Source organism: Anaerotruncus sp. DFI.9.16 (genome assembly GCF_024461615.1).
In the GTDB taxonomy this organism is placed as follows: Bacteria; Bacillota; Clostridia; order Oscillospirales; family Ruminococcaceae; genus Anaerotruncus; species Anaerotruncus massiliensis.
This window is the reverse complement of sequence record NZ_JANFZX010000013.1, coordinates 45,587-65,617: the sequence shown is the minus strand read 5'-3', so window position 1 is coordinate 65,617 and position 20,031 is coordinate 45,587. Positions and strand designations below refer to the sequence as shown.

The 20,031-nt window shown below is 64.6% G+C and carries 19 protein-coding genes; 2 read left to right on the top strand and 17 right to left on the bottom strand.

Translation table 11 applies throughout. From position 1 onward, the window contains the following. Positions 1-93: 93 nt before the first annotated feature. The 13 genes from NE609_RS07625 to NE609_RS07565 all read right to left on the bottom strand — a co-directional run bounded on the left by NE609_RS07625 (position 94) and on the right by NE609_RS07565 (position 12,546). On the bottom strand, positions 94-351 hold the full coding sequence (locus NE609_RS07625) for an HPr family phosphocarrier protein (RefSeq protein ID WP_121585939.1): 258 nt from the start codon (positions 349-351) through the stop codon (positions 94-96). Between the two features lie 25 nt (positions 352-376). After that, positions 377-1,309: a pseudouridine-5'-phosphate glycosidase gene (locus NE609_RS07620; protein WP_256152202.1), complete on the bottom strand. Its 933-nt coding sequence runs from the start codon at positions 1,307-1,309 to the stop codon at positions 377-379. A gap of 20 nt (positions 1,310-1,329) precedes the next feature. Beyond that, positions 1,330-2,169, bottom strand: coding sequence for a PTS system mannose/fructose/sorbose family transporter subunit IID (locus NE609_RS07615; RefSeq protein WP_101551272.1), 840 nt, complete (start codon positions 2,167-2,169; stop codon positions 1,330-1,332). Continuing rightward, entirely contained in the window at positions 2,170-2,913 is a 744-nt protein-coding gene (locus NE609_RS07610) for a PTS sugar transporter subunit IIC (protein WP_158595531.1), read from the bottom strand. 13 nt (positions 2,914-2,926) lie between these two features. Next, positions 2,927-3,400, bottom strand: a complete 474-nt coding sequence (locus NE609_RS07605; protein WP_121585942.1) for a PTS sugar transporter subunit IIB — start codon at positions 3,398-3,400, stop codon at positions 2,927-2,929. A gap of 12 nt (positions 3,401-3,412) precedes the next feature. Continuing rightward, the gene (locus NE609_RS07600) at positions 3,413-3,808 is read right to left on the bottom strand and encodes a PTS sugar transporter subunit IIA (RefSeq protein ID WP_101551278.1); all 396 of its coding nucleotides are present in this window, start codon (positions 3,806-3,808) and stop codon (positions 3,413-3,415) included. A 21-nt stretch (positions 3,809-3,829) separates the two neighbouring features. Further along, a complete protein-coding gene (locus tag NE609_RS07595; protein WP_256152201.1) occupies positions 3,830-6,556 on the bottom strand; it encodes a sigma 54-interacting transcriptional regulator in 2,727 nt (908 codons plus the stop codon). A gap of 349 nt (positions 6,557-6,905) precedes the next feature. After that, positions 6,906-7,637, bottom strand: coding sequence for a GntR family transcriptional regulator (locus NE609_RS07590; protein ID WP_121585944.1), 732 nt, complete (start codon positions 7,635-7,637; stop codon positions 6,906-6,908). After that, positions 7,630-8,427, bottom strand: a complete 798-nt coding sequence (locus NE609_RS07585) for a GNAT family N-acetyltransferase (protein ID WP_256152200.1) — start codon at positions 8,425-8,427, stop codon at positions 7,630-7,632. Before NE609_RS07585 ends, NE609_RS07590 begins: the two co-directional genes overlap by 8 nt. A 78-nt stretch (positions 8,428-8,505) precedes the next feature. Further along, positions 8,506-9,351 carry an S-adenosyl-l-methionine hydroxide adenosyltransferase family protein gene (locus NE609_RS07580; protein WP_256152199.1) on the bottom strand — a complete coding sequence of 282 codons (846 nt, stop codon included), beginning with the start codon at positions 9,349-9,351 and terminating at the stop codon, positions 8,506-8,508. Between the two features lie 74 nt (positions 9,352-9,425). Further along, a complete protein-coding gene (locus NE609_RS07575; RefSeq protein WP_101551288.1) occupies positions 9,426-10,268 on the bottom strand; it encodes an energy-coupling factor transporter transmembrane protein EcfT in 843 nt (280 codons plus the stop codon). Next, positions 10,255-11,967 (bottom strand): ABC transporter ATP-binding protein, encoded by a 1,713-nt coding sequence (locus tag NE609_RS07570; protein ID WP_121585947.1) that lies wholly within the window; start codon positions 11,965-11,967, stop codon positions 10,255-10,257. Before NE609_RS07570 ends, NE609_RS07575 begins: the two co-directional genes overlap by 14 nt. 6 nt (positions 11,968-11,973) lie before the next feature. Then, complete coding sequence (locus tag NE609_RS07565) at positions 11,974-12,546, bottom strand: ECF-type riboflavin transporter substrate-binding protein (RefSeq protein ID WP_121585948.1); 573 nt, start codon at positions 12,544-12,546, stop codon at positions 11,974-11,976. Positions 12,547-12,817: 271 nt separating this feature from the next. On the opposite strand from NE609_RS07565, the gene NE609_RS07560 reads away from it, so the two are divergent. Continuing rightward, entirely contained in the window at positions 12,818-14,914 is a 2,097-nt protein-coding gene (locus NE609_RS07560) for a ribonucleoside triphosphate reductase (RefSeq protein ID WP_256152198.1), read from the top strand. After that, complete coding sequence (locus tag NE609_RS07555; RefSeq protein ID WP_256152197.1) at positions 14,911-15,600, top strand: anaerobic ribonucleoside-triphosphate reductase activating protein; 690 nt, start codon at positions 14,911-14,913, stop codon at positions 15,598-15,600. The genes NE609_RS07560 and NE609_RS07555 overlap by 4 nt, the downstream gene beginning before the upstream one ends. Positions 15,601-15,660: 60 nt before the next feature. Here the strand turns inward: NE609_RS07555 and NE609_RS07550 are convergent, their stop codons facing one another. The 4 genes from NE609_RS07550 to NE609_RS07535 all read right to left on the bottom strand — a co-directional run bounded on the left by NE609_RS07550 (position 15,661) and on the right by NE609_RS07535 (position 19,903). Continuing rightward, a complete protein-coding gene (locus tag NE609_RS07550; protein WP_256152196.1) occupies positions 15,661-17,064 on the bottom strand; it encodes an FAD-binding oxidoreductase in 1,404 nt (467 codons plus the stop codon). Next, positions 17,061-18,260, bottom strand: coding sequence for an electron transfer flavoprotein subunit alpha/FixB family protein (locus NE609_RS07545; RefSeq protein WP_256152195.1), 1,200 nt, complete (start codon positions 18,258-18,260; stop codon positions 17,061-17,063). Before NE609_RS07545 ends, NE609_RS07550 begins: the two co-directional genes overlap by 4 nt. 12 nt (positions 18,261-18,272) lie before the next feature. Next, positions 18,273-19,061 (bottom strand): electron transfer flavoprotein subunit beta/FixA family protein, encoded by a 789-nt coding sequence (locus tag NE609_RS07540; RefSeq protein WP_121585953.1) that lies wholly within the window; start codon positions 19,059-19,061, stop codon positions 18,273-18,275. 83 nt (positions 19,062-19,144) lie between these two features. Continuing rightward, positions 19,145-19,903, bottom strand: a complete 759-nt coding sequence (locus NE609_RS07535) for a fumarylacetoacetate hydrolase family protein (RefSeq protein WP_256152194.1) — start codon at positions 19,901-19,903, stop codon at positions 19,145-19,147. Between the last annotated feature and the right edge of the window lie 128 nt (positions 19,904-20,031).

Sequence of the window (20,031 nt, the reverse complement as noted above, 5' to 3'; positions counted from 1 at the left end):
CCCCCCCCCCCCCCCCCCCCCCCCCCCCCCCGACAGCGATTCCTCCGGAGGTTCCCGTTCCTTCCAGAATCTTCATGTTGTTCTCCCTTCCGCTCACAGGCTTTCGGCGCAGAAGGCGCGCATCGCCTCGCACGCGGCCTGCTCGTCCTCGCCGTCCACCGTGAAGGTCACCGTCTCCCCCGCCGCCGCGCAGAGAGCCATCACCCGCAGCAGGCGGGTACAGTCGGCCTCCCGGTCCCCCCGGCGGATGGTCACCCGGCTTTTGAAGGCCGCCGCCCGCCTGACGAGCTGTCCGGCCGGCCGGGCGTGCAGGCCCATCGGGTCGCTGATCGTATAGTCAAACTGCTGCATAAAGCCCCTCACAAACCCCTTCCGCTCACAGCGCGTGGTATTCCCGCGCGATGACCGCCGCGACGCGCGCGTTGTTGCGGATGATTTCCACGTTGGCCGCAAGGCTCGCGCCTCCGGTCAGCTCATTGACTTTGGAGAGCAGGAACGGCGTGTTCTTTTCGCCCGCGATCCCCTCCTCCTTCGCCATCTCGACCGCCCGGGCGATCGCCGCGTCGATGACCTCTTCCGCGATCGCGAACCGTTCGGGGATCGGGTTGGAGAGGATTGCCGCGCCCTCGAAGCCCAGCTCCCACTTCGCCTTGAGGAACCGGGCCACCATATGGTAGTCGTCGATCCGGTAGTCGATGCGATACTGGCTGTGCGGTGTGAAGAAGGCGGGGAAGGAATCGGTGCCCATGCCGATGACGGGCACGTCCTTGGTTTCGAGGTACTCCTTGGTGCGGCCGATGTCGAGGATCGACTTGCAGCCAGCGCTGATGACCCCGACGCTCGTGCGGCCGAACTCCTCGAGGTCGGCGGAGACATCCATCGACAGCTCCCCACCCTTGCTGACCCCGCCGATGCCTCCGGTCGCCATGAACCGGATGCCCGCAATCGACGCGCACCGCAGGATCGCCGCGATCGTGAAGCCCGCGTTGAGCCCGTTCACGATGGCGTAGGGGATGCCCTTGACCGACGCCTTCATCGCCCTGGAGGCGGGGTCCGCCGGGTTGTTGGCGAGCGCGCCGACCTGTTCCCGGTCGAGTCCCACGACGATTTTCCCCTTGTAAACGCCGATGGTCGCGGGCACCGCGCCGTACTCCCGCACCGTCTCCTCCGCCATGAGGGCGGTCTCGACGTTGGTCGGGTAGGGCATGCCGTGCGAGATGATCGAGCTTTCAAGCGCGACGACCGGCTCGCCGTTTTGGACCGCCTCCCGCACGCGGGGGGCAACGGTCAGATATGGTTCGATATTCATTCGTCAGCTTCTCCTTCTCATTATATAATGTGCAGCAGGCTGAGCGCCACGACGCCCACCGCAAGGATTCCCATGATCTTGATCGCGCCCTTGCCCTTCTTGACCAGCCAGAAGCAGACGAGCGTCACCGCGAGCGGGAGCATCTTTGGCATGAGCTGGTCGAGGAAATCGGCCTGCAGGCTGATGGCCTGCTCGCCGCTGCCGTAGGTGAGGGTGGTGGACAGGCTCACATAGGTGGCGGTCAGCGCGCCGAGCACGCCGCATCCGACGATGCCCGCCGCGTGGACGATGCGGTCCATAAGCCCGCCCTTCAGGATTTTGGAGACCGCGTCCTTGCCGAGGCGGTACCCGTAGTTGACGAAATAGATGCTCTGGGCGGCCATGGCCGCGACGACGAGCACGCAGTAGATGACGACGCCCGCGACGCCGAGGTTGTTTTCCAGCACGAGCGCGACGGAGAAGGCGAGCAGGATGGGATAGATGATCGCCTGGTTGAGGGTGTCGCCGATGCCGGCCAGCGGGCCCATGAGGCCGGTCTTGACCGCGGTGATCGCCTCGCCCGAGACGCTGCCGTCCTTGGCGCGCTGTTCCTCCATCGCCACGCTGATGCCCATGATGACGATGCCGATGTAGGGCTCGGTGTTGAAGAACTCCTGGTGCCGCTCGAGCGCCTCGCTCAGGTCCTCCTTGGAGGGGTAGAGCTTGGCGAGGATGTGGCTGATCGCGTTGGTGAAGCCGAGGCTCTCAAACCGCTCGTAGTTGATGCAGCAGTGGGAAAAAATGAACCATTTGAACCAGGCGTAAAGCAGGTCCTTTTTGGTGACGATCGACTGGACGACGCCGGTTTTCTCCTTTGCCATTTAAGCCACCTCCGCTTTCTGCATGTCGTTGAAGAGATAGAGCGCCGCCGCCGCGATCGCGAAGGCCGCCACGCCCATCATCGTCATGCCCAGGTAGGACACGAGGAAAAAGCCCATGAAGAAATAGGGCGCCACGCTCTTTTTCATGATCACCTTGAGGTTGAGCGCGATGCCGACCGCCGGGAGCACGCCGCCGATGAGGGTAAGGATGCCGAGCACGCGGGTGCCGAGGAAATCGAGCGCGCTCTGGACGAACTCGGGTCCGAAGTAGGCGGCGAGCGCGACGGGCAGCACGGTCATGAGCAGCAGGACCGGCTGCGGATAGAGCACGTTCACCCGCCAGATGCCGCGGGTGTTCGCCTCGCGGGTGGGCTTGTCCGCCATGTGGGAGATGACGACGTTGAAGGTGTTGCGCCCGACCCACACGAAGGTGCCCAGCATGCCGAGCGGGACCGACAGGGTGAGCGCGACGCCCGTGTCGAGATGGGAGGCGATGGCCAGCGCCGTGGCCAGCGTCCCGGCGAGCGCCGGGTCGGAGGGCTGGGAGCCGCCGACCGACATCCAGCCCAGGTAGATCAGCTGGATGGTCGCGCCCATGATCGCGCCCTCCGCGGGCGCGCCGAGGATGCAGCCGACCAGCGTGCCGGCGACGAGCGGCTTGCAGACGGTGAGGTAGCCGATGGCCCACGGCGCGCTCCCCAGGTAGTAGACGACCCCGATCAGAATCGCTTGCAGAACAGTCATTGTCCTTCCTCCTCTATAACACTTTGTCGATTTCCATTTCCTTGTCCTCCGGCACCACCTGCACATAGACGCGCACGCCGCGCTTCTGCAGGCGCAGGAGGGTCTCGTTCTCCGCCGGGGAGGAGGAGATGTTGCGGTAGAGGGTCGACCGGCCCGCGCGCTTGCACATGCCGCCCACGTTGAGCGCGCGGATATCGACGCCGCGGTCCACGAGCGCCTCCACCGTTTCGGGCACCTTCACCAGCATGAGGATGCGTTCCTCCCCCGCCTCCTGCAGCAGGTATTCCGCCGCCCTGTCCACATCGGCCACCACGGCCTTGAACTCCTTGGGCACCGCCATCAGCAGCACCTCGGTCATAAACGAATCCCGGCAGGTCTCGTCGTCCACCACCATGATCTCGGTCGGGCTGTAGAGCCGCGACCACTGGGTCATGATCTGCCCGTGGATGAGCCGGTCGTCGATCCGCACCAATACGATATTTTTCATCTGTCTTCCTCCCTACTGGTAAATTTCACGCAGGTTCCGGATCGACTCCCGCGCCGATTCGAGCGCGGCGTCCCGGATTTCGGCCGCGGTGCGGCCCTCCCGCATCGAGATCGCCTCGATGAGCATCGCGAGGTTCGCCCCGCTCACGCACTCGTACCCGAGGCCGCGGATGTTGCGGGCCGCCACGTTGCAGGGGGTCCCCGCGTACATGTCGGCCAGCACGAGCACGCCGCTGCCGTCGTCAAGCGCGCGCACCCGGCTGCAAAAACGCTCATTGAAGGCGTCCATATCCACGCCCGGCTCGAGCGAAACCGCCTCGACCCGCTCGCTCTTCCCGGCGATCAGCTCGCTGGCTCTGACCATCGCCTCCGCCAGCCCCCCGTGGGACACCACCAGTATTCCAACCATACCCGTTCTTCCTTTCTTTTGTCAGTCCTCGTAATCCAGCGCGACGAGCTGGTAGATGTAAGCGATCTCGCTGACGGGGATTTCCACCGCGTAGTGGCTCGTCAGGAAGTGGAACGCCTCCTTGACCTGCGCCACGAACCGCTCCTTCTCCCGCAGGAACCCCTCCGTCTCGGGATACTGTTCGATGGGGGTCCGGGTGATCAGCCGCTCGATCAGGCAGCTGATGTGGATGTAGAGCGCGATGGTCACCCGGTTGCTGAACCGCTTGCCGGTGATGCCGCGCAGCCGGGTCACCGCCTCCTGCACGTACCCCATCAGCTTTTCGGGGTTGAGGATGGTGAGGTGCTTGACCACGTTGAGCAGCGAGAAATCCTTGAGCAGGTTCTTGTTGAAGGCGTCGAGCTCGGCCGCGTCGAGCCCGCCCGACAGCGCCGCGTCGATCCTGCCGAGTCCCTCCGCCGTGATCATGTCGCCGATCGCCAAAAAGGGGATGCCCTCGAAGCCGGGGTCCATCGCGCCGATCAGCAGCTTCACGTCGTACCGCCCGAACAGCTCGTCCTCCTCGCGGCTCTGGATCAGCCGGTAGTAGTCATAGGCGATCACCGCCGTTTCGATCGGACGCGGCAGGCTGCCGCTGAAAAGGTCGATCATCCGTTCGGCCACGCCGGTGTCGGCGTCGCTCATAAAGACGACCGCCTCCTGCTTGCGCCGGCTGGCGAGCACCCGGCAGCCGGGCGCCGCGTCCCCGCAGGCGCTCTTGAGGATCGTGCCGATCTCCTGCCCGCTCCAGATGCCTCTGCCGACCGCAAGCGCCAGCGCGGTGGAGACGTTGTCAGCCAGCCCGAGCCGGATGTTCGCGATCCCGCCCACCCCCTCGCCGACCGCCTCCATCGCCCCGGTGTCGAAGAGCAGGATGAACGCCCGGCACGTCGGCCGTCTGCGGATGTACTTCCCCAGCCGCACCGCGAGGTCCGCCTCGCCGGCGTTCACCGGCAGGTCGATCGCGTCGAAGGTGTGCCGCCCGATCAGCTTGTTGACCGTCTCGGCCATGCTGCTGGCCGTGGCGTAGCCGCGGCAGGCGATCACGCCGCGGATGGCGCTCACCTGCACCCCCTTGTTGCTGTACTTGATGTTGAGCGCCAGCAGCAGCAGATCCATCTTGGAGATGCGCAGATCCATGTTCTGCCCGATGAGCTCGGACGCCTCGAGCGCGATGGTCATCTCCCCGGGCGAGGTCCTCCGCAGCGTCCCCAGCGCGCCTTCCAGATCGGCGTCCCTCCGCTCCAGCCACCGCTGGAGGGTGAGGTTGCGCTGCATCTGGGCGTGGAGCCCGCGCGAAATGAGGAACCCGCAGTGGACGGGGAGCACGGCGTGGTACTTCTCCGACACGGCCTCCAGCACCCCGTCCACCACCTGCTTGATCGCGTTGAACCGGCTGTTGGTGTGCTTTTTGTCGAAGTAGAGGTAGTCCATAAAGCTGTTGATATAGGCGTAGCAACGCTCGAACACGCCGCCGAGCGACGCCTCCTCCCCCGCCTGCCGGGCAAAGCACCCGAGGATCGAATCGTAGAAGCGCACGAAGATGTCCACCGCGTCCAGCTTCTCGTACTCGTTGATGCTGATGAGGCTCTCCTGCTCATTCTCGGCGGCGGGGTCCGCGCGGGAGGCCGCCAGGATCTCCTCCGGCAGGTGATACTGGTAGACGTAGAGGCTTTCTGCGTCCGCGTCGCTGTAGAGGAAGGCGTTGGCGCAGCAGCTGCGCACACAGTTTTTGAGCTGCGCGACGTTCCCCGCGTAGACATAGTCCATCATCCGGTGGAAAACGCTCGTGCCGATAAAGATCTTGCGCCCGTTTTTGCGGGCCTCCCGCTTGAAGAAATAGAGCAGCAGTTCCTTTTTCTCCTCGGGGGTGCGCTCCTCAAGCGGCGGGACGCTCACCGAAACGGGGATCAGGCGCTGCAGCGCCCGGTCGAGCGCGCGCCCCGGCTCGGCGGAAACGGTGAAGACGAGGCGGACGTCCGCCGTACGCACGGCGTCCTCCCCGCAGCGGGAATAGCGCCCGGTCTGCATGAACTGTAAAAGCCTCTCCTGGCACTCGCTTCCGAGGGCTCCCGCCTCGTCGAGCAGCAGCATCCCGCCGTCCGCGGCGGCAAGGCAGCCGAGGGCGTCCCCCCGGCGCGCGTCGCCGAAAATCTGGGCGAGCGCCTCCCCGTCGCTGCGGTATTCGGCGCAGCCGGCGGTGACCAGCCGCCCGGGCGGCAGCACCCCCTCGTCCGCCGCGTACTCGTACATCAGCCGCGCGAGCAGCTTTTTGCCGGTCCCGGGCTGTCCCGCCAGCAGCACCGGCAGGCCGTGGGGCGGATATTTCACCGCCGCCTTGAGCTGCTCGATGCAGTCGCTGATGCTGCGCGTGCTGCCGACCGCCTTCTGGAAGTTGCGCAGCCGGTTTTTTTCACGGTTCAGGTGCGCCGCCAGCTCCCGCAGGCTGTCGAAGGCGGGCTGGGCGACCGTCGCGTCGTACTGCGCCTCGAGCATCCCCTTGTGGAAAAAGTAGACCGGGCGCAGATTCGCTTTGACGAGCAGCCCGTCCTTGACAAGCTCATTGAGATACTGGCTTGTGAGGTTCCTGCTGACGTTCAGCCGGGCGCTGATGGCCGACGCGGTAAACCGCTCCGGCTCCTCTCCCCGGAAGCCGTCGGTCAGCCCCTTGATGTATTCCAGCAGTTCCTCTTTCGTTTTGACAAACATGTTGGCGCCCTCCCGTTGAAATGATCATAACCCCGCGCCCCGGGCGCGTAAATAGGTTTTGCGAAGGTTCGACACAGCGGCGTGATTTCCGTCAGTCTTGTGGGGTTTTTCCAGTTTATCCCCCGTTATGTCGACGTTTTTCAGGCACATTCCCTTATCCGCCCGGCCGTTTTTTGTCCCTTCGACAGATTTTTCACACCGTCCATGATACCATGCGCGCGCGGAAAAAGGACCCTTTCCGGCGCATCTCCAGTTATTTCCTCCCGCCGCCGCAGAAAAAGACAGCCCCCGCTCCGGGTCCCGGAGCGGGGGCTGTCTTCGGCAATTTCCTATGTGGGAAGGTAAAGCGTTATAAGCGGAAGTTGATGTCGTAATCCTCGGGCAGGAAGTAGAACTTGCAGCGGGCGATCCCCTCCTTCTGGGAACCGTAGAGGATCTCCTCGATGTAGATGATCGGCGTCTCGTTCTCCACCTGCAAAAAGGCGGTGACGTTGTCCTCCGCGGGGACGACCTTGAAGGAGAGCTCGGCGGAACTCGCCAGCTCGAAAATCCTCCGGTTGACCAGCGCGTAGGCCTCGTCCTCGTTGTTGAGGTCGACGTCGAGCTCGTTGACATACCGCACGGGGATCTGCACGAACGAATGCCCGATCGGGCGGCCGCCCGAATAGTAGACGTTGTTGCTCGCCATGACGATCTCGCTGACGCGGATGCCCAGCCGGTGCTGGGCGATCTCGGTGGGCGGGCCGTAGTTATAGGAGATCTTGATCTCGGTGATCTCCCGGCGCGCGCATTCGATGACCGGGTTCACGATCCGGCTGGCGGGCACGCCGCGCCCGGGGTCGTAGGTGATGAAGGTCCCCTTGCCCTGCTGCTTCGCGATGAGGTGGTCCTCATTGAGGATGGTCAGGGCCTGCCGCAGCGTGTTGCGGCTGACCCCGTACTTTTCGGCGAGCACCGGCTCGCTCGGCAGCTGGGAGCCGTTTTTGTAGACGCCGTCGACGATATCGGAGTAGATCTGGTTGTAGATCGAAACGTAGGAAGGGATTTTGTTGTCGTTGAGGCTTGTGATCTTCTTATTCATCGATTCCCGTCCTTTCCACCGCCTCCAAAGTCGCCCAGCCCCCCACCGTCCGGAAGCCGAGACGGTCGAAGAGGTTCTCCTCCGGCCCGCGCCCGCAGAAGACGCAGGGCTTCTTTCCCTCGGCCAGCACGGCGCGGGAGAGCGCGGAGACGATCTCAGAGGCGTACCCGCGTCCGCGGAAGGCGGGCGCCGTGCCCACCCCGCCGAGCATGACCGTCCGCCCCGCGCCGGCGGTGCTGTTGCCGTGCGAAACGATCTCCCCGTCCCGCTCGAGCATCAGGTGGATGCCGTCGTTATTGCGGATGCGGTCGGCGATCATCTCTCCCGACGCGTAGAGGGAGGTGAACTCCGGCAGGCTCTGCAGGAATTGGTGGATGCGCCCCGCGTCAGCGGGTTCCGCCCTGCGCGCCCGGCCGGCGTCCGGCTGGAGCGCGTCCTCCCCCTCCAGCATGCAGAGCCGTTTGCACCGGAGGATATATCCATCGCCCGCGTCCCCGCTAAGCCGTTCGACGAGCTCTTGTTTTCCCATTATAACAGAAATTGGAAAGCGTTTCAAAAGGGACCGCACAAAGACCCCGTCCACAGCCTCCCCATAGACCATCAGGTTCTGGTAGAACCGCATGTATACCGCCCGGCAGACGCCGTTTTCCACATCCGCCCAGGTGTCCTGGAAGGGGGCGCTGGCCCCATAGAGCCGCAGGTCGGCCAGCAGGAAGGTATTAAAGACGTATTCTTGCTCGAGATAGCGTTCGAGCAGCCCGGCATGCGAATCCGCGCATGTGATAATCAACCGATCACCTCAATCGGAAGCGGGGGGGGGCCCCCCCCCCCCCCCCCCCCCCCCCCCCCCCCCCCCCCCGCCGCTTCATTATTTCCAGATGCTGATCGTCCAGTCGGGACCGTAGGAGATGCCGTAGGTCTCGCCCATGCTGACCTCGTTGAGGGAGAGGTCGAGGTTGTTGAGCTCGTTGTTGTAGATGATCGGCTCCCCCTTGGCGACGTAGCCGAAGGAGCGGTGGAAGAGCACCTTGCCCTCGAACTTGACCTCCTCGCCGTGCTTGACCAGGGTGTTGACCATATCGCCGTGCCGGAAGCCCGCCGCGACGAACTGCTGGTAGTTGATGTTGGTGTCCACGCAGCCGAAGTTCGGGCAGATCATCGCGACGCAGCCCTCGGCGCGGCCCTCGGTGATCTTCGCCTCGGGCAGCGGATTGCAGATGATCTCGTCGACGCTGTAGGCCGGACCGACCCCCTCGAAGTCGATGAGCCCCGCCGCGAGCTTGCCCCCGCAGTAGGCGAACAGGTCGCGGCCGTGGAAGATCGCCACGTCCTCGGTGCCCGCGCCGACCAGGCGGTTGCGGGTCTCGTCGATCTCGCGGACCTCGTCGATGCCGAACTTCTCCTTTACCAGCGTCAGGGAACCGTTGTCGGGGGTGACGACGTAGTAGCCGTTGCTCGTCTTGGCGACACACGCCTTGCGCGGGGTGCCGACGCCCGGGTCGACGACCGACACGAAGATGGTCCCCTTGGGCCAGAAGGCCATCGACTGCCACAGGCGGTAGGAAGCCGTCCAGGTGCAGAATTTGGTGACCTCGTGGGTGAGGTTGTACATCTCGATCTCCGGGTCGATCGATTTGACGACCCCGTACATCGAGCAGACCGCTCCATCCTTCAGGCCGAAATCCGTACTGAACACGACATAGGGTTTTCTCATTTTGTTACCTCCATTTACTGATCCGGCTTTGTGGCAGCCGCGTGCCCTGCAATTTCGATGGCAGTTGCAAGCCTTTAAAACGGGTACCACATCGGCGGCTTGACGATGACGCCGTAGGCCATGTAAGCCGCCGTCAATGCGGCCAGCACGGCCGCCAGTACAAGACAGATCTTGTCGAGCCTGCCGTAGGGCGTTTCGACATACCAGGTGCGCTTTTTGTTCTTGCCGAAGCCGCGCAGGTCGAGCGCGTCCGCGATGACCCCCACATCGTCGAAGGAGGAGAGGATGAGCGGCACCGCGATCGACACGACCCCTTCGATCTTCGCCTTGAGGGTGGTCTTTTTGCGGCCCAGCTCGAGCCCGCGCGCCTGGATGGACGCGGAGATGTTCTTGTAGTCCTTGATGAGGTCGGGCAGGTAGCGCAGCGCGATGGAAAAGACCATCGACAGCTTGTAGGGCAGCCCGACCCGGTTGAAGCCGGCGGCCAGCTGGGTGGGGGTGACGACAAAGATCAGCCAGAGGGAGACGAGGAACATCGCCACCACCTTGAGGGTGCGCACGGCAAAATACCAGAGCGTTTCGGCGGGCATGACGAGCCGTTCGGTGAACCGGAAAAGCTCGGTGCAGGTGCCGACGAACTCGCAGCCGATATGCGGGTTAAAAAGGTAGAAGAGGATGAGGTTCACCGTGTTGAGCCCCATCGCGACGAGCATGAGTGCCCAGATGATCTTCCAGTTCGGCTTCAGCGACGCGAGCGCCGCCGCCGCGACCGCCGTGACCGCCAGCAGGATGCGGCAGTCAAAGGTGGAGATCGTCAGGATGATGGTCACAATGAAGAGCAGCACCTTGACCTGCCCGCAGAGGGTGTGCAGCGGGGTGACGCCGGGGCTGAACCGGACGAGGTTATTGCTCGTCATGCCGCCTCACCATCCTTTCGTATTCGATGAAGTGGCGCACAAACGCCTCCGGCTCGATCCCGAGGCGGCGCGCCAGCTTGCACAGCGACGTCTCCTTGAGGCTCGCGCGGCGCAGGATGTCCGGGTCGGAGAGCATCCGGAAGACGTCCCCGTCCCCGATCTTCTCCCCGTCCGCCATGACGACGGCGCGGTCGGTGTATTCGATCGCCAGGTGCATGTCGTGGGTGATAAAGAGGATCGTGAGCCCCATCTCCCGGTTGAGCCGGTCGAGGAAGTCCATGATCTCGCGGTAGTGGAAATAGTCCTGCCCCGCGGTCGGCTCGTCGAAGATCATGATCTTCGGCTGCATGACGAGGATCGAGGCGATCGTCACCCGCTTGCGCTGCCCGTAGGAGAGGGCCGACACCGGCCAGCTGCGCATTTTGGAGAGCCCGCAGAGGCCGAGCACCAGCTCGAGCTTTTCATCGATCGTCTTCTGGTCCACCCGGCGGAGCTTGAGCGCGAGGGTGATCTCGTCGCGGATCATATCCTTGACGAGCATCTGGTTGGGGTTCTGCATGACGTAGCCGATCCGCTCGCCGATCTCCTTGATCGAGAGGACGCCGTAGTCCTCCCCCTCAATGAGCACGCGGCCCTCGTCGGGGCGGATGACCCCGATCAGCAGGTTGGCGAGGGTGGTCTTGCCCGCGCCGTTCTTGCCGACCAGCGCGATGCGTTCGCGCGCGCTGACCGTCAGGTCCACATGGCTGAGAACCTTGTTATCGTCGTAGGAGAAGGACACGTCCTCCACCCGCACGAGCTCCCCGGGCGCGGGCTGCGCCCGGTGGGGGGTCTCGCTGGCGAACCAGCCGCGCAGCGCCTCCTCCCGCCCCTCAAGGCGGATCTCCTCCACCGATTCGGGGTGGTCCTCCTCGGCAATCTCACAGCCGGCGTATTTGAGCGCCGTCACGTAAAGCGGCTCCCGGATGCCGTGCTCCTGCAGGAGCGGGGAGCTCAAAATCTTGGCCGGGGTGGTGTCCGCGACGATCCGGCCCCCGTCGAGCAGAATGACCCGGTCGACCGGCCGGTGGAGCACATCCTCCAGCCGGTGCTCGATGATAATGACCGTCTTCTGCTGCTCCCGGTGGATCCTGTCGATCAGCTCGATCGCCTGGAGCCCCGCCTGCGGGTCGAGAGCGGCGAGCGGCTCGTCGAAGAGCAGGATGCCCACGTCGTTGTGCATGACGCCGGCGAGCGAGACCTTCTGCTTCTGTCCGCCCGAGAGGGAGAAGGGGGTGTGGGCGGTAAACCGCTCCATCCCCACGATGCCCAGCGCCCGCCGCACCTTTTCGAGCATGACGGGGCGCGGGACGCAGTCGTTCTCCAGCGAGAAGGCGACGTCCTCCCCCACCGTGAGCCCCGCGAACTGGCAGTCGGAATCCTGCATGACGGTGCCGACGCGGTTGCTGAGCTTATGGATGTCGAGGCTGCGCGTCTCGTCGCCCATGACCTTGAGGCTGCCGGTGAACTCCGCCTTGACCGAGAAGGGCAGCAGCCCGTTCAGGCAGGAGCCCAGCGTGGATTTCCCGCTGCCGGACGGCCCGAGGATGAGCACCTTTTCCCCCTCGTAGATGGTCAGGTTGATGTCGTAAAGGGTGGGCTTCTGCTGTGACGCGTAGCGCATCCCGAAATCCCGGAATTCGATCACGGGCTTTTTCATGTCGGATTATTCCTCCGTGAGATTGGTTTTGAGCCGGTTCTTTTTGGCCATCATCTTGAGCAGCGGCACGCCGATGATCGCGGCCATGAGGCCGTCCTTGACGCCGGCGATGACGCCCTGCACCATGCCGATCTCCAGTTCGCCCTGGTACCACATCATCGTGAAGAGCGGGGTGATGCCGCAGAAGGCGATGAGCGGGGCGACAAAGGCGAGCACGGCGAAGGTGGCGGCCTGCTTGTTGGTGAAGACCCCCTCGCCGACCCTCGCGCCGTAGACGGGCAGCAGGCCGGTGATGAAGCCGCAGAAGAAATGCCCGATCGTCCAGTCGAACCAGAAGCCCCAACCGCCGATCATGTCGGCCAAAAAGTTCCCGAAGCACGCGGCGATCGCCGCGGGCAGCGGCCCGAAGAGCGCGCCGACGATGACGATGACGACGGGCGCGAGGCTGAACTGCACCTGCGTAAAGATGGGGATCTGGATGTAGACCATCATGATCGCCATCAAAATTGCGCCGAGCGCGACGCCGACCACCGTTTTCGTGTTCCACTGACCTACCAGTTTTCTCCCGATTCCATTCATAACATACCCTCCTGCTTTTCCTCAGTTGTTCATATTGTTCAACTTGTTGAACAAGTTGCTTTCATTATAAAAAGCGCGCCCCCGCTTGTCAATGCGCAAAACCCGAAAACCGCAAATTTCAGCAGTTTCCACCATCCCGCCCCACGGATTCCGCCAGTTTGCACAAACCTGCTCCGCCGGAAAATATTTCTGCCTTTGGCCTTGCATTGCCATACTAGATATCGTATAATACTATTTGTAAAACACAATATCTAGTGAGGAAGGGTTCGCAATGATCAATACGATTCGGAAACGCAGCGGCGAGGTCGTCGCCTTTCAGCCGGAGAAAATCACCCGCGCCATCTATAAGGCGGCCGTCGCGGTGGGCGGCAGCGACTGGGGCCGCGCCGAGGAATTGACCGAACAGGTCGTCGTCCTTGCAAACGCGCAGTTCCCCGACGGCACCGCCGAAGTGGAAAAGGTGCAGGACCTCGTCGAGAAGGTGCTCATCGAGAACGGCCACGCCAAGACCTCCAAGGCATACATCCTCTACCGGGAGAAGCGCCGCAGCGCGCGCGAGGCGAACGCCCTGATCGGCGCGACGATCGACATGTTCTCCAAGTACATGGGGGACGGCGACTGGCGCGTCAAGGAAAACGCCAACGCCCAGAAATCGATCGCGGGCATGAACAACTACATCCGCGAGACGTTCACCAAGCAGTACTGGCTGCATGAGATCTACCCCGACAAGATCCGCGACGCCCACCTCTCGGGCGACCTGCACCTGCACGACCTCGGGTTCTTCGGCCCCTACTGCGCCGGCTGGGATCTCAAGCAGCTGCTGCTCGGCGGCTTCGGCGGCGTGCCCGGCAAGGTCGAATCGAGCCCCGCCAAGCACCTGCGCAGCTTTTTGGGCCAGATCGTCAACTCGACCTTCACCACCCAGGGCGAGACGGCGGGCGCACAGGCGTGGTCCTCCTTCGACACCTACTGCGCCCCCTTCATCCGCTACGACCACCTCGATTTCGCGACGGTCAAGCAGGCGCTCCAGGAGTTCATCTTCAACCTCAACGTCCCCACCCGCGTGGGCTTCCAGTGTCCCTTCTCCAACCTCACCTTCGATATCAAGCCGCCCCGCACCCTGCGCGACCAGGCGGTCATCATCGGCGGCCAGCCGATGGACGCGACCTACGGCGAGTTCCAGGCGGAGATGGACATGCTCAACCTCGCCTTCTGCGAGGTCATGATGGAGGGCGACAAGAAGGGCCGCGTCTTCACCTTCCCCATCCCGACGATCAACGTCACCAAGGATTTCGAGTGGGACAGCCCGGTGGTCAACAAATTCATGGAGATCACCTGCAAATACGGCATCCCCTACTTCTCCAACTACATCAACTCCGACCTCTCCCCCGAGGACGCGCTCTCAATGTGCTGCCGCCTGCGGCTCAACACGGGCGAGCTCCGCAAGCGCGGCGGCGGCCTCTTTGGCTCCAACCCGCTCACCGGCTCGATCGGCGTCGTGACGGTCAACCTCCCGCGCATCGGCTATCTCTCCAGGACGGAGGAGGAGTTCAAATCCCGCCTGCTCGACCTGATGGAGATCGCCAAGGAGAGCCTCGAGATCAAGCGCAAGACGATCGAGGAGCAGACCCGCCGCGGCATGTACCCCTACTCGGCGCACTACCTCGAAAACGTGAAGGAGCGCACCGGCAGCTACTGGTTCAACCACTTCAACACGATCGGCCTCATCGGCATGAACGAGGCCTGCCTCAACTTCATGGGCAAGGACATCACCACCCCCGAGGGGCAGAAATTCTCCCTTGACATCCTCGACTTCATGCGCGACACGATCACCCGCTTCCAGGAGGAGACGGGCCACGTCTACAACCTCGAGGCGACTCCGGCGGAGGGCACCAGCTACAGCCTCGCCCAGCTCGACAGGAAAAAATATCCCGATATCATCACCGCCGGGCAGGACGCCCCCTACTACACCAACTCGACCCAGCTGCCGGTCGGCTTCACCGACGACATCTTCGAGACGCTCGACCTCCAGGACGAGCTGCAGTGCAAGTACACGGGCGGCACGGTGCTCCACCTCTATCTCGGCGAGCAGATCAGCGACGTCGAGGTCGCCAAATCGCTCATCCGCAAGGCGTTTACCAACTACCAGCTCCCCTACATCTCGCTGACGCCCACCTTCTCGGTCTGCCCCGAGCACGGCTACCTGAACGGCGAGGTCTATTCCTGCCCCGAATGCGGCCACGACACCGAGGTGTGGAGCCGTGTGGTCGGTTATCTGCGCCCGGTCCAGAACTTCCACCGCGGCAAGCGCGAGGAGTATAAGGAGCGCAAGAAGTACCGCATCAAACCGGAGGAGCTGAGCGCATGATCTTCGGCGGGATGCAGCGCAGCAGCACGATCGACTTCCCCGGCGCGCTCGCCTGCGTGCTCTTCACGCGCGGCTGCGACCTCGACTGTTTCTACTGCCACAACCGCGAGCTGATCGCCGGGGACGGCGACCAGCTCGCCGAAGCCGCCGTTTTTTCCTTCCTCGAAAAGCGGCGGGGCCTGCTCGACGGAGTGGTCGTGAGCGGCGGGGAGCCGACCCTCCAGCCCGATCTCGAGGAATTCCTCCGCCGCGTCCGCCCGCTCGGCTACCGCGTCAAGCTCGACACCAACGGCCGGCGGCCCGCGCTCGTCGAACGCCTCTGGGGGGAGGGCCTGCTCGACTACGTCGCCGTCGACGTCAAGGCGCTCCCGGCGGACTATCCCGCCGTCTGCGGCGCGGACTGCTTTTCCGACGTGCGCCTTACGATCGATACCCTCCGTTCTCTCGGCGCGGCGTTCGAGGCGCGCACCACCCTCTACCCCGGCCTGGACGCCGGGGCGCTCGGAGGACTGCTCGCCTCCTTCCCGCCCCTGCCCCGCTGGCGACTCAACTACTTCCACATGCCCGGCGCCTTCCGTCCCGCGGACGAAACGCGCCTCCGGCTTCCCGCGCTCACCCCGCAGTCGGTCGGGGAGGCGCTGCCGAAGCTGCTCGCCGCGCAGCCCAACCTGCTTCACGGCGCCTGAACCCAAAACAGCGGCAGCCCCGGAACCATCTGGTTCCGGGGCTGCCTTTTCGCGCGGCCGTCAGAGGCCGCAGACCTTGTGCGGATTGAGGATGTTTTCGGGGTCGAAGGCGCGTTTGACGCCGCGCATGAGCTCGAGCACCTGCGGCTCGAGCGACTCGCGCAGGTAGGGGCGCTTGGCGTAGCCGATGCCGTGCTCGCCCGACACCTGCCCGCGCAGGACGTTCGCCTCGGCGTAGATCTTCTCCATCGCGAGGTGCAGGATGCGCTGCCATTCGTCCTCCTCCCTGCCGTCCCGCAGGATGTAGGCGTGGAGGTTGCCGTCCCCCGCGTGGCCGAAGCTCTTGATGCGCACGCCGAGCTCCGACTGGAGGGCGTGGATGTAGGCGACCATCCGGTTGATGCTGCCGCGCGGCACCACCACGTCGACCTCGTCCATCTCGTCGGTCGAGCCGCGGATCGCCTCGAGGAAGGCGCCGCGCGCCTTCCAGATCGACTCGTCCCGCTCCTCGGTGTCGGAGATGAGCACGTCGAGCGCGCCCTGCTCGAGGCAGAGTCTAGCGACCCCCTCGTAGTCCCGCTCGATCTGCTCGAGCGAGGGGCCGTCGAACTTGAGGATGAGGTAGGCGTCGGCCGAGTGGTCGGGGAACTTTTTGCCGAGGTACTGCTCGGCGTCGAGGATGACCTCCCGCTCCATGAATTCGACCGCTGTGGGCGCGGCCTTGGAACGGACGATGAGGGGCACGGTGTTGATCGCGTCCCGCAGGCTCGGGAAGGGCACGAGCAGGCTGACGGTGCGCTTCGGCAGCGGCAGCAACTTGAGGATGATCTTGGTGACCACGCCGAGGGTCCCCTCCGAGCCGACGATCAGATCCTTCATCGAATAGCCCGAGCTGTTCTTGACGACCTTGCCGCCGAACGTGACGATTTCGCCGTTCGGCAGCACGACCTCCAGCCCGCGCACATAGTCGCGGGTGACGCCATACTTGACGGCGCGCATGCCGCCCGCGTTGGTGCTGACGTTGCCGCCGATCGTGGCGGATTTTTCGCCCGGGTCGGGCGGGTAGAAAAAGCCCTTCTCCTCGACATAGGCGTAGATCTCCATGAGCAGCACGCCCGGCTCGACGGTCAGGGTCAAATTGTCCTCGTCGAGCTCAAGGAAGCGGTTCATGAGGCTCATGTCGAGCAGGATGCCGCCCTCCGCAGCGACCGCCGCGCCGACGAGACCGGTGCCCGCGCCGCGCGGAGTGACGGGGATATGCTCGCGGGAGGCGTAGCGCATGACTGCGGCCACCTCCTCCGCCGAGAGCACCCGCAGCACGATGTCGGGATAGTGGACGGTTCCGCTCAACTCGTCGTGGCTGTAGTCCTCGTGGATCTCCTCCCCCGCGAAGACGCGCTCGTCGTCCCCGATCAGCTCCCGCAGGGCGGCGATATCCGCCGCGGTCATCTGCTTATAGCTCATACCAGCACCCCCTTGGCGGCCTTGATCCGTTCAATGAGGCGGGGCACGATCTCATAGAGATCCCCCACCAATCCGTAGTGGGCGGTTTTGAAGATGGGCGCCTTCTCGTCCTGATTGATCGCGACGATGAGGTCGGCGCCCTGCATCCCCGCGACAAACTGCACCGCTCCCGAGACGCCGCAGGTGATGATAAGCCGGGGGCGCACGGTGCGCCCGCTGAGCCCCACCTGGCGCTTGGCCTCCACCCAGCCGCTCTCGGCGAGCGGGCGGGTGCAGGCGAGCTGCCCGCCGAGCAGCTCCGCGAGCTCCTCGAGCAGCGCGAGGTCCTCCTCCTTTTTGACGCCGCGGCCCGCCGCGACGAGCACGTCGACCCCCTCGATGAACTGTTCCGGCTCCTTGGGAGTGACGCCGAGCACTGTCACGCCGCTTTCCAGCATGGCCGGCGTGACCGCCTGCTCCGTGATTTCGCCCGACGGGGCCTCCGACCGCGTGGGCGCGTCCATCACCTTGTAGCGCACCGTCGCCATCTGCGGGCGGTGGTTGGGGGTGACGATCTGCGCCATGATGTTGCCGCCGAAGGCGGGGCGGATCTGGATGAGGTCGGTGTTTTCGAGCATATCCAGCACGGTGCAGTCGGCGGTGAGGCCGGTGTGCAGCCGCGCGGCGACGCGGGGGGCGAGCTGCCGCCCGACGGGGGTGGCCCCGACGAGGATGGCGGCGGGCCTCTCCGCCTTGACGAAGTCCTCAAAGACGTTGGCGTAGGGCTCGATACGGAAGCGCGCGAGCGCGGGGTCGTCGTAGGCGAACACCCGGTCGACGCCGTAGTGGAGCAGCTCCCGCGCGGAACCGGCAACGTTTTCCCCGATGAAGAGGGCGTAGACCGGCTGGTCCGCCCTGGCGGCCAGCTCGCGGGCCTTGCCGATCAGCTCGAGCGTGACGGGATGAACCCGCCCGTCGACATGGTCGACGTAGACCGCCACCCCCCGCCACGCCGCTTTGTCGACGGCGGGGGCGGGCGCGTCCTCGAGGTATTCGACCGCGCCCGCAGGGCCCTTCTTGACGCAGATGCGGCACATCTTGCAGGCCGCGTTGACCGAAACGCGCCCCTCCCGCTCCTCGAGCGCGCCGAAGGGGCAGAGCGCCGTCAGCGCGCGGGGGTCGGGGATTTTCTCCTGATGAATCACCAGCCTCGGCATAACGGGGCCTCCTTACACAAACTTTTTGTCGCGCAGCAGCGCGTAGAGCCGGTCGGAGAGGGCCTCCCCCTCCTCCTTCCACAGCTCCCGGCGGTCGTTCACCGCGGGCGGGAAAATCCGCTGCACCTGGGTGGGCGAGCCATTCAGGCCGTAGTGGGTTTCCTCGCGGTCCTCCATCTCGTCGAGCGTGAGGATCTCCACCGGCCGCCCGGCGCTCTCCGTCTTTTTGACGTAGGAGGGCAGGCGCGGCTGGAAGATGTCCTGGTCGACGGTGAGCAGGCAGGGAAACCGCACCCTCACCCGTTCGACGTCGTCGGGCATATCCATCTCCACCGAAACGCCGTCCTCCCCGATTTCGAGGATCTTCCGCACGTTGGAGACGCTCGGAACGCCGAGCCACTCGGCCAGCTCCGGCCCGACCTGGGCAGTGTCGCCGTCGGTCGTCTGCTTACCGCAGAGGAGCAGGTCGAACTCGCCGAGCCTGCGCACCCCCTGCGAGAGGGCGTAGCTCGTGGCGAGCACGTCCGCGCCGCCGAACCGCCGGTCGGAGAGGAGCACCCCCTCGTCCGCGCCCATGGCGTAGGCCTCGCGGATGACCGTCTCGGCCTGCGGCGGCCCCATGCTGACGACCGACACCTTCCCGCCGCACCGCTCCCGCAGGCGCAGGGCGGTCTCGAGCGCGTAGAGGTCGTAGGGATTCATCTTGGAATCCACCCCGCCCCGCTTGAGGGTGCCGGTCACCGGGTCGATGTCCACCTTGTTGGTCCCGGGGACCTGTTTGATGCACACGAAAATATTCATCTGCGCTATTTCCCCTTTATCCGATTTGAGTTTTCAAGCAAAAGAGGCCGTCGGGACTGCCGGCGGCCTCTGCGTTCCGTGTCTTACGGCGCGCTCACGACGCTGTCCAGCCTGCCGATCCCACCGATCTCCACCGAGACCCGGTCCCCCGGCCGCATCGGCCCGATGCCGAGGGTGGTCCCCGTCAGGACGACGTCCCCCGGCTCGAGGGTCATGATCGCCGAGATGTAGCTGACGATCATGCGCGGCTTGAAGAGCAGGTGCTTCGTGTTGGAGTCCTGCACCACCCTGCCGTTGAGGATGGTGCGGATGGGCAGGTCCGCGGGGTCCGCGTCGGTGTCGACGCAGGGGCCGAGCGGCAGAAAGGTGTCGAACCCCTTCGCCACGGTCCACTGCCCGTCGGAGGGCTGGAGGTCGCGCGCGGTCACGTCGTTCGCGCAGGTATAGCCGAGGATATACTCCCCCGCCGCGTCCTCCGGGACGTTTTTGGCGCGTTTCCCGATGACGATCGCGAGCTCCCCCTCGTAGTCGACCCGCCTGGACTGCGGCGGATAGACGATCGCCTCCCCCGGCCCGATGACCGCGGTAGCGGGCTTCATGAAGATGACCGGCGTCTCGGGCACCTTCTCATTCGATTCGATGATGTGGTCCATATAGTTGAGTCCCACGCAGACCGCCTTGGTGGGTTCGACCGGCGCGAGCAGCTTCACCCCGGAGAGCGGCGCGCCGCCCTCCGCAGGAGTGAACCCCTCCGCGACCGAGCCGTCCAGCCATTCCACCCGTTCGCCGCAGAGCTTTCCGTAGCGCGCGCGGCCCTCGTGGAGCACCCTTACCAGTTTCATAGTCGTCCCGACTCCCTTCTTACTCATCAGATTGTCAGACATTAAGGCGGCCCAACCGGCGCACAACCCGTTCCCGCGCCGGAAGCCCGGCGGGATGAAACGCATCCTCCGGACCATTCTAACATGCC

Bases quoted from the DNA above. Each gene is read 5' to 3' on its own strand.
- NE609_RS07590 (WP_121585944.1), bottom strand. From the start codon at position 7,637: ATGAATAAGAAGATCACAAGCCTCAACGACAACAAAATCCCTTCCTAC.
- NE609_RS07545 (WP_256152195.1), bottom strand. From the start codon at position 18,260: ATGCCGAGGCTGGTGATTCATCAGGAGAAAATCCCCGACCCCCGCGCG.
- NE609_RS07570 (WP_121585947.1), bottom strand. From the start codon at position 11,967: ATGAAAAAGCCCGTGATCGAATTCCGGGATTTCGGGATGCGCTACGCG.
- NE609_RS07565 (WP_121585948.1), bottom strand. From the start codon at position 12,546: ATGAATGGAATCGGGAGAAAACTGGTAGGTCAGTGGAACACGAAAACG.
- NE609_RS07610 (WP_158595531.1), bottom strand. From the start codon at position 2,913: ATGACTGTTCTGCAAGCGATTCTGATCGGGGTCGTCTACTACCTGGGG.
- NE609_RS07600 (WP_101551278.1), bottom strand. From the start codon at position 3,808: ATGGTTGGAATACTGGTGGTGTCCCACGGGGGGCTGGCGGAGGCGATG.
- NE609_RS07550 (WP_256152196.1), bottom strand. From the start codon at position 17,064: ATGAGCTATAAGCAGATGACCGCGGCGGATATCGCCGCCCTGCGGGAG.
- NE609_RS07540 (WP_121585953.1), bottom strand. From the start codon at position 19,061: ATGAATATTTTCGTGTGCATCAAACAGGTCCCCGGGACCAACAAGGTG.
- NE609_RS07605 (WP_121585942.1), bottom strand. From the start codon at position 3,400: ATGAAAAATATCGTATTGGTGCGGATCGACGACCGGCTCATCCACGGG.
- NE609_RS07575 (WP_101551288.1), bottom strand. From the start codon at position 10,268: ATGACGAGCAATAACCTCGTCCGGTTCAGCCCCGGCGTCACCCCGCTG.
- NE609_RS07615 (WP_101551272.1), bottom strand. From the start codon at position 2,169: ATGGCAAAGGAGAAAACCGGCGTCGTCCAGTCGATCGTCACCAAAAAG.
- NE609_RS07555 (WP_256152197.1), top strand. From the start codon at position 14,911: ATGATCTTCGGCGGGATGCAGCGCAGCAGCACGATCGACTTCCCCGGC.
- NE609_RS07595 (WP_256152201.1), bottom strand. From the start codon at position 6,556: ATGTTTGTCAAAACGAAAGAGGAACTGCTGGAATACATCAAGGGGCTG.
- NE609_RS07580 (WP_256152199.1), bottom strand. From the start codon at position 9,351: ATGAGAAAACCCTATGTCGTGTTCAGTACGGATTTCGGCCTGAAGGAT.
- NE609_RS07625 (WP_121585939.1), bottom strand. From the start codon at position 351: ATGCAGCAGTTTGACTATACGATCAGCGACCCGATGGGCCTGCACGCC.
- NE609_RS07560 (WP_256152198.1), top strand. From the start codon at position 12,818: ATGATCAATACGATTCGGAAACGCAGCGGCGAGGTCGTCGCCTTTCAG.
- NE609_RS07620 (WP_256152202.1), bottom strand. From the start codon at position 1,309: ATGAATATCGAACCATATCTGACCGTTGCCCCCCGCGTGCGGGAGGCG.
- NE609_RS07535 (WP_256152194.1), bottom strand. From the start codon at position 19,903: ATGAAACTGGTAAGGGTGCTCCACGAGGGCCGCGCGCGCTACGGAAAG.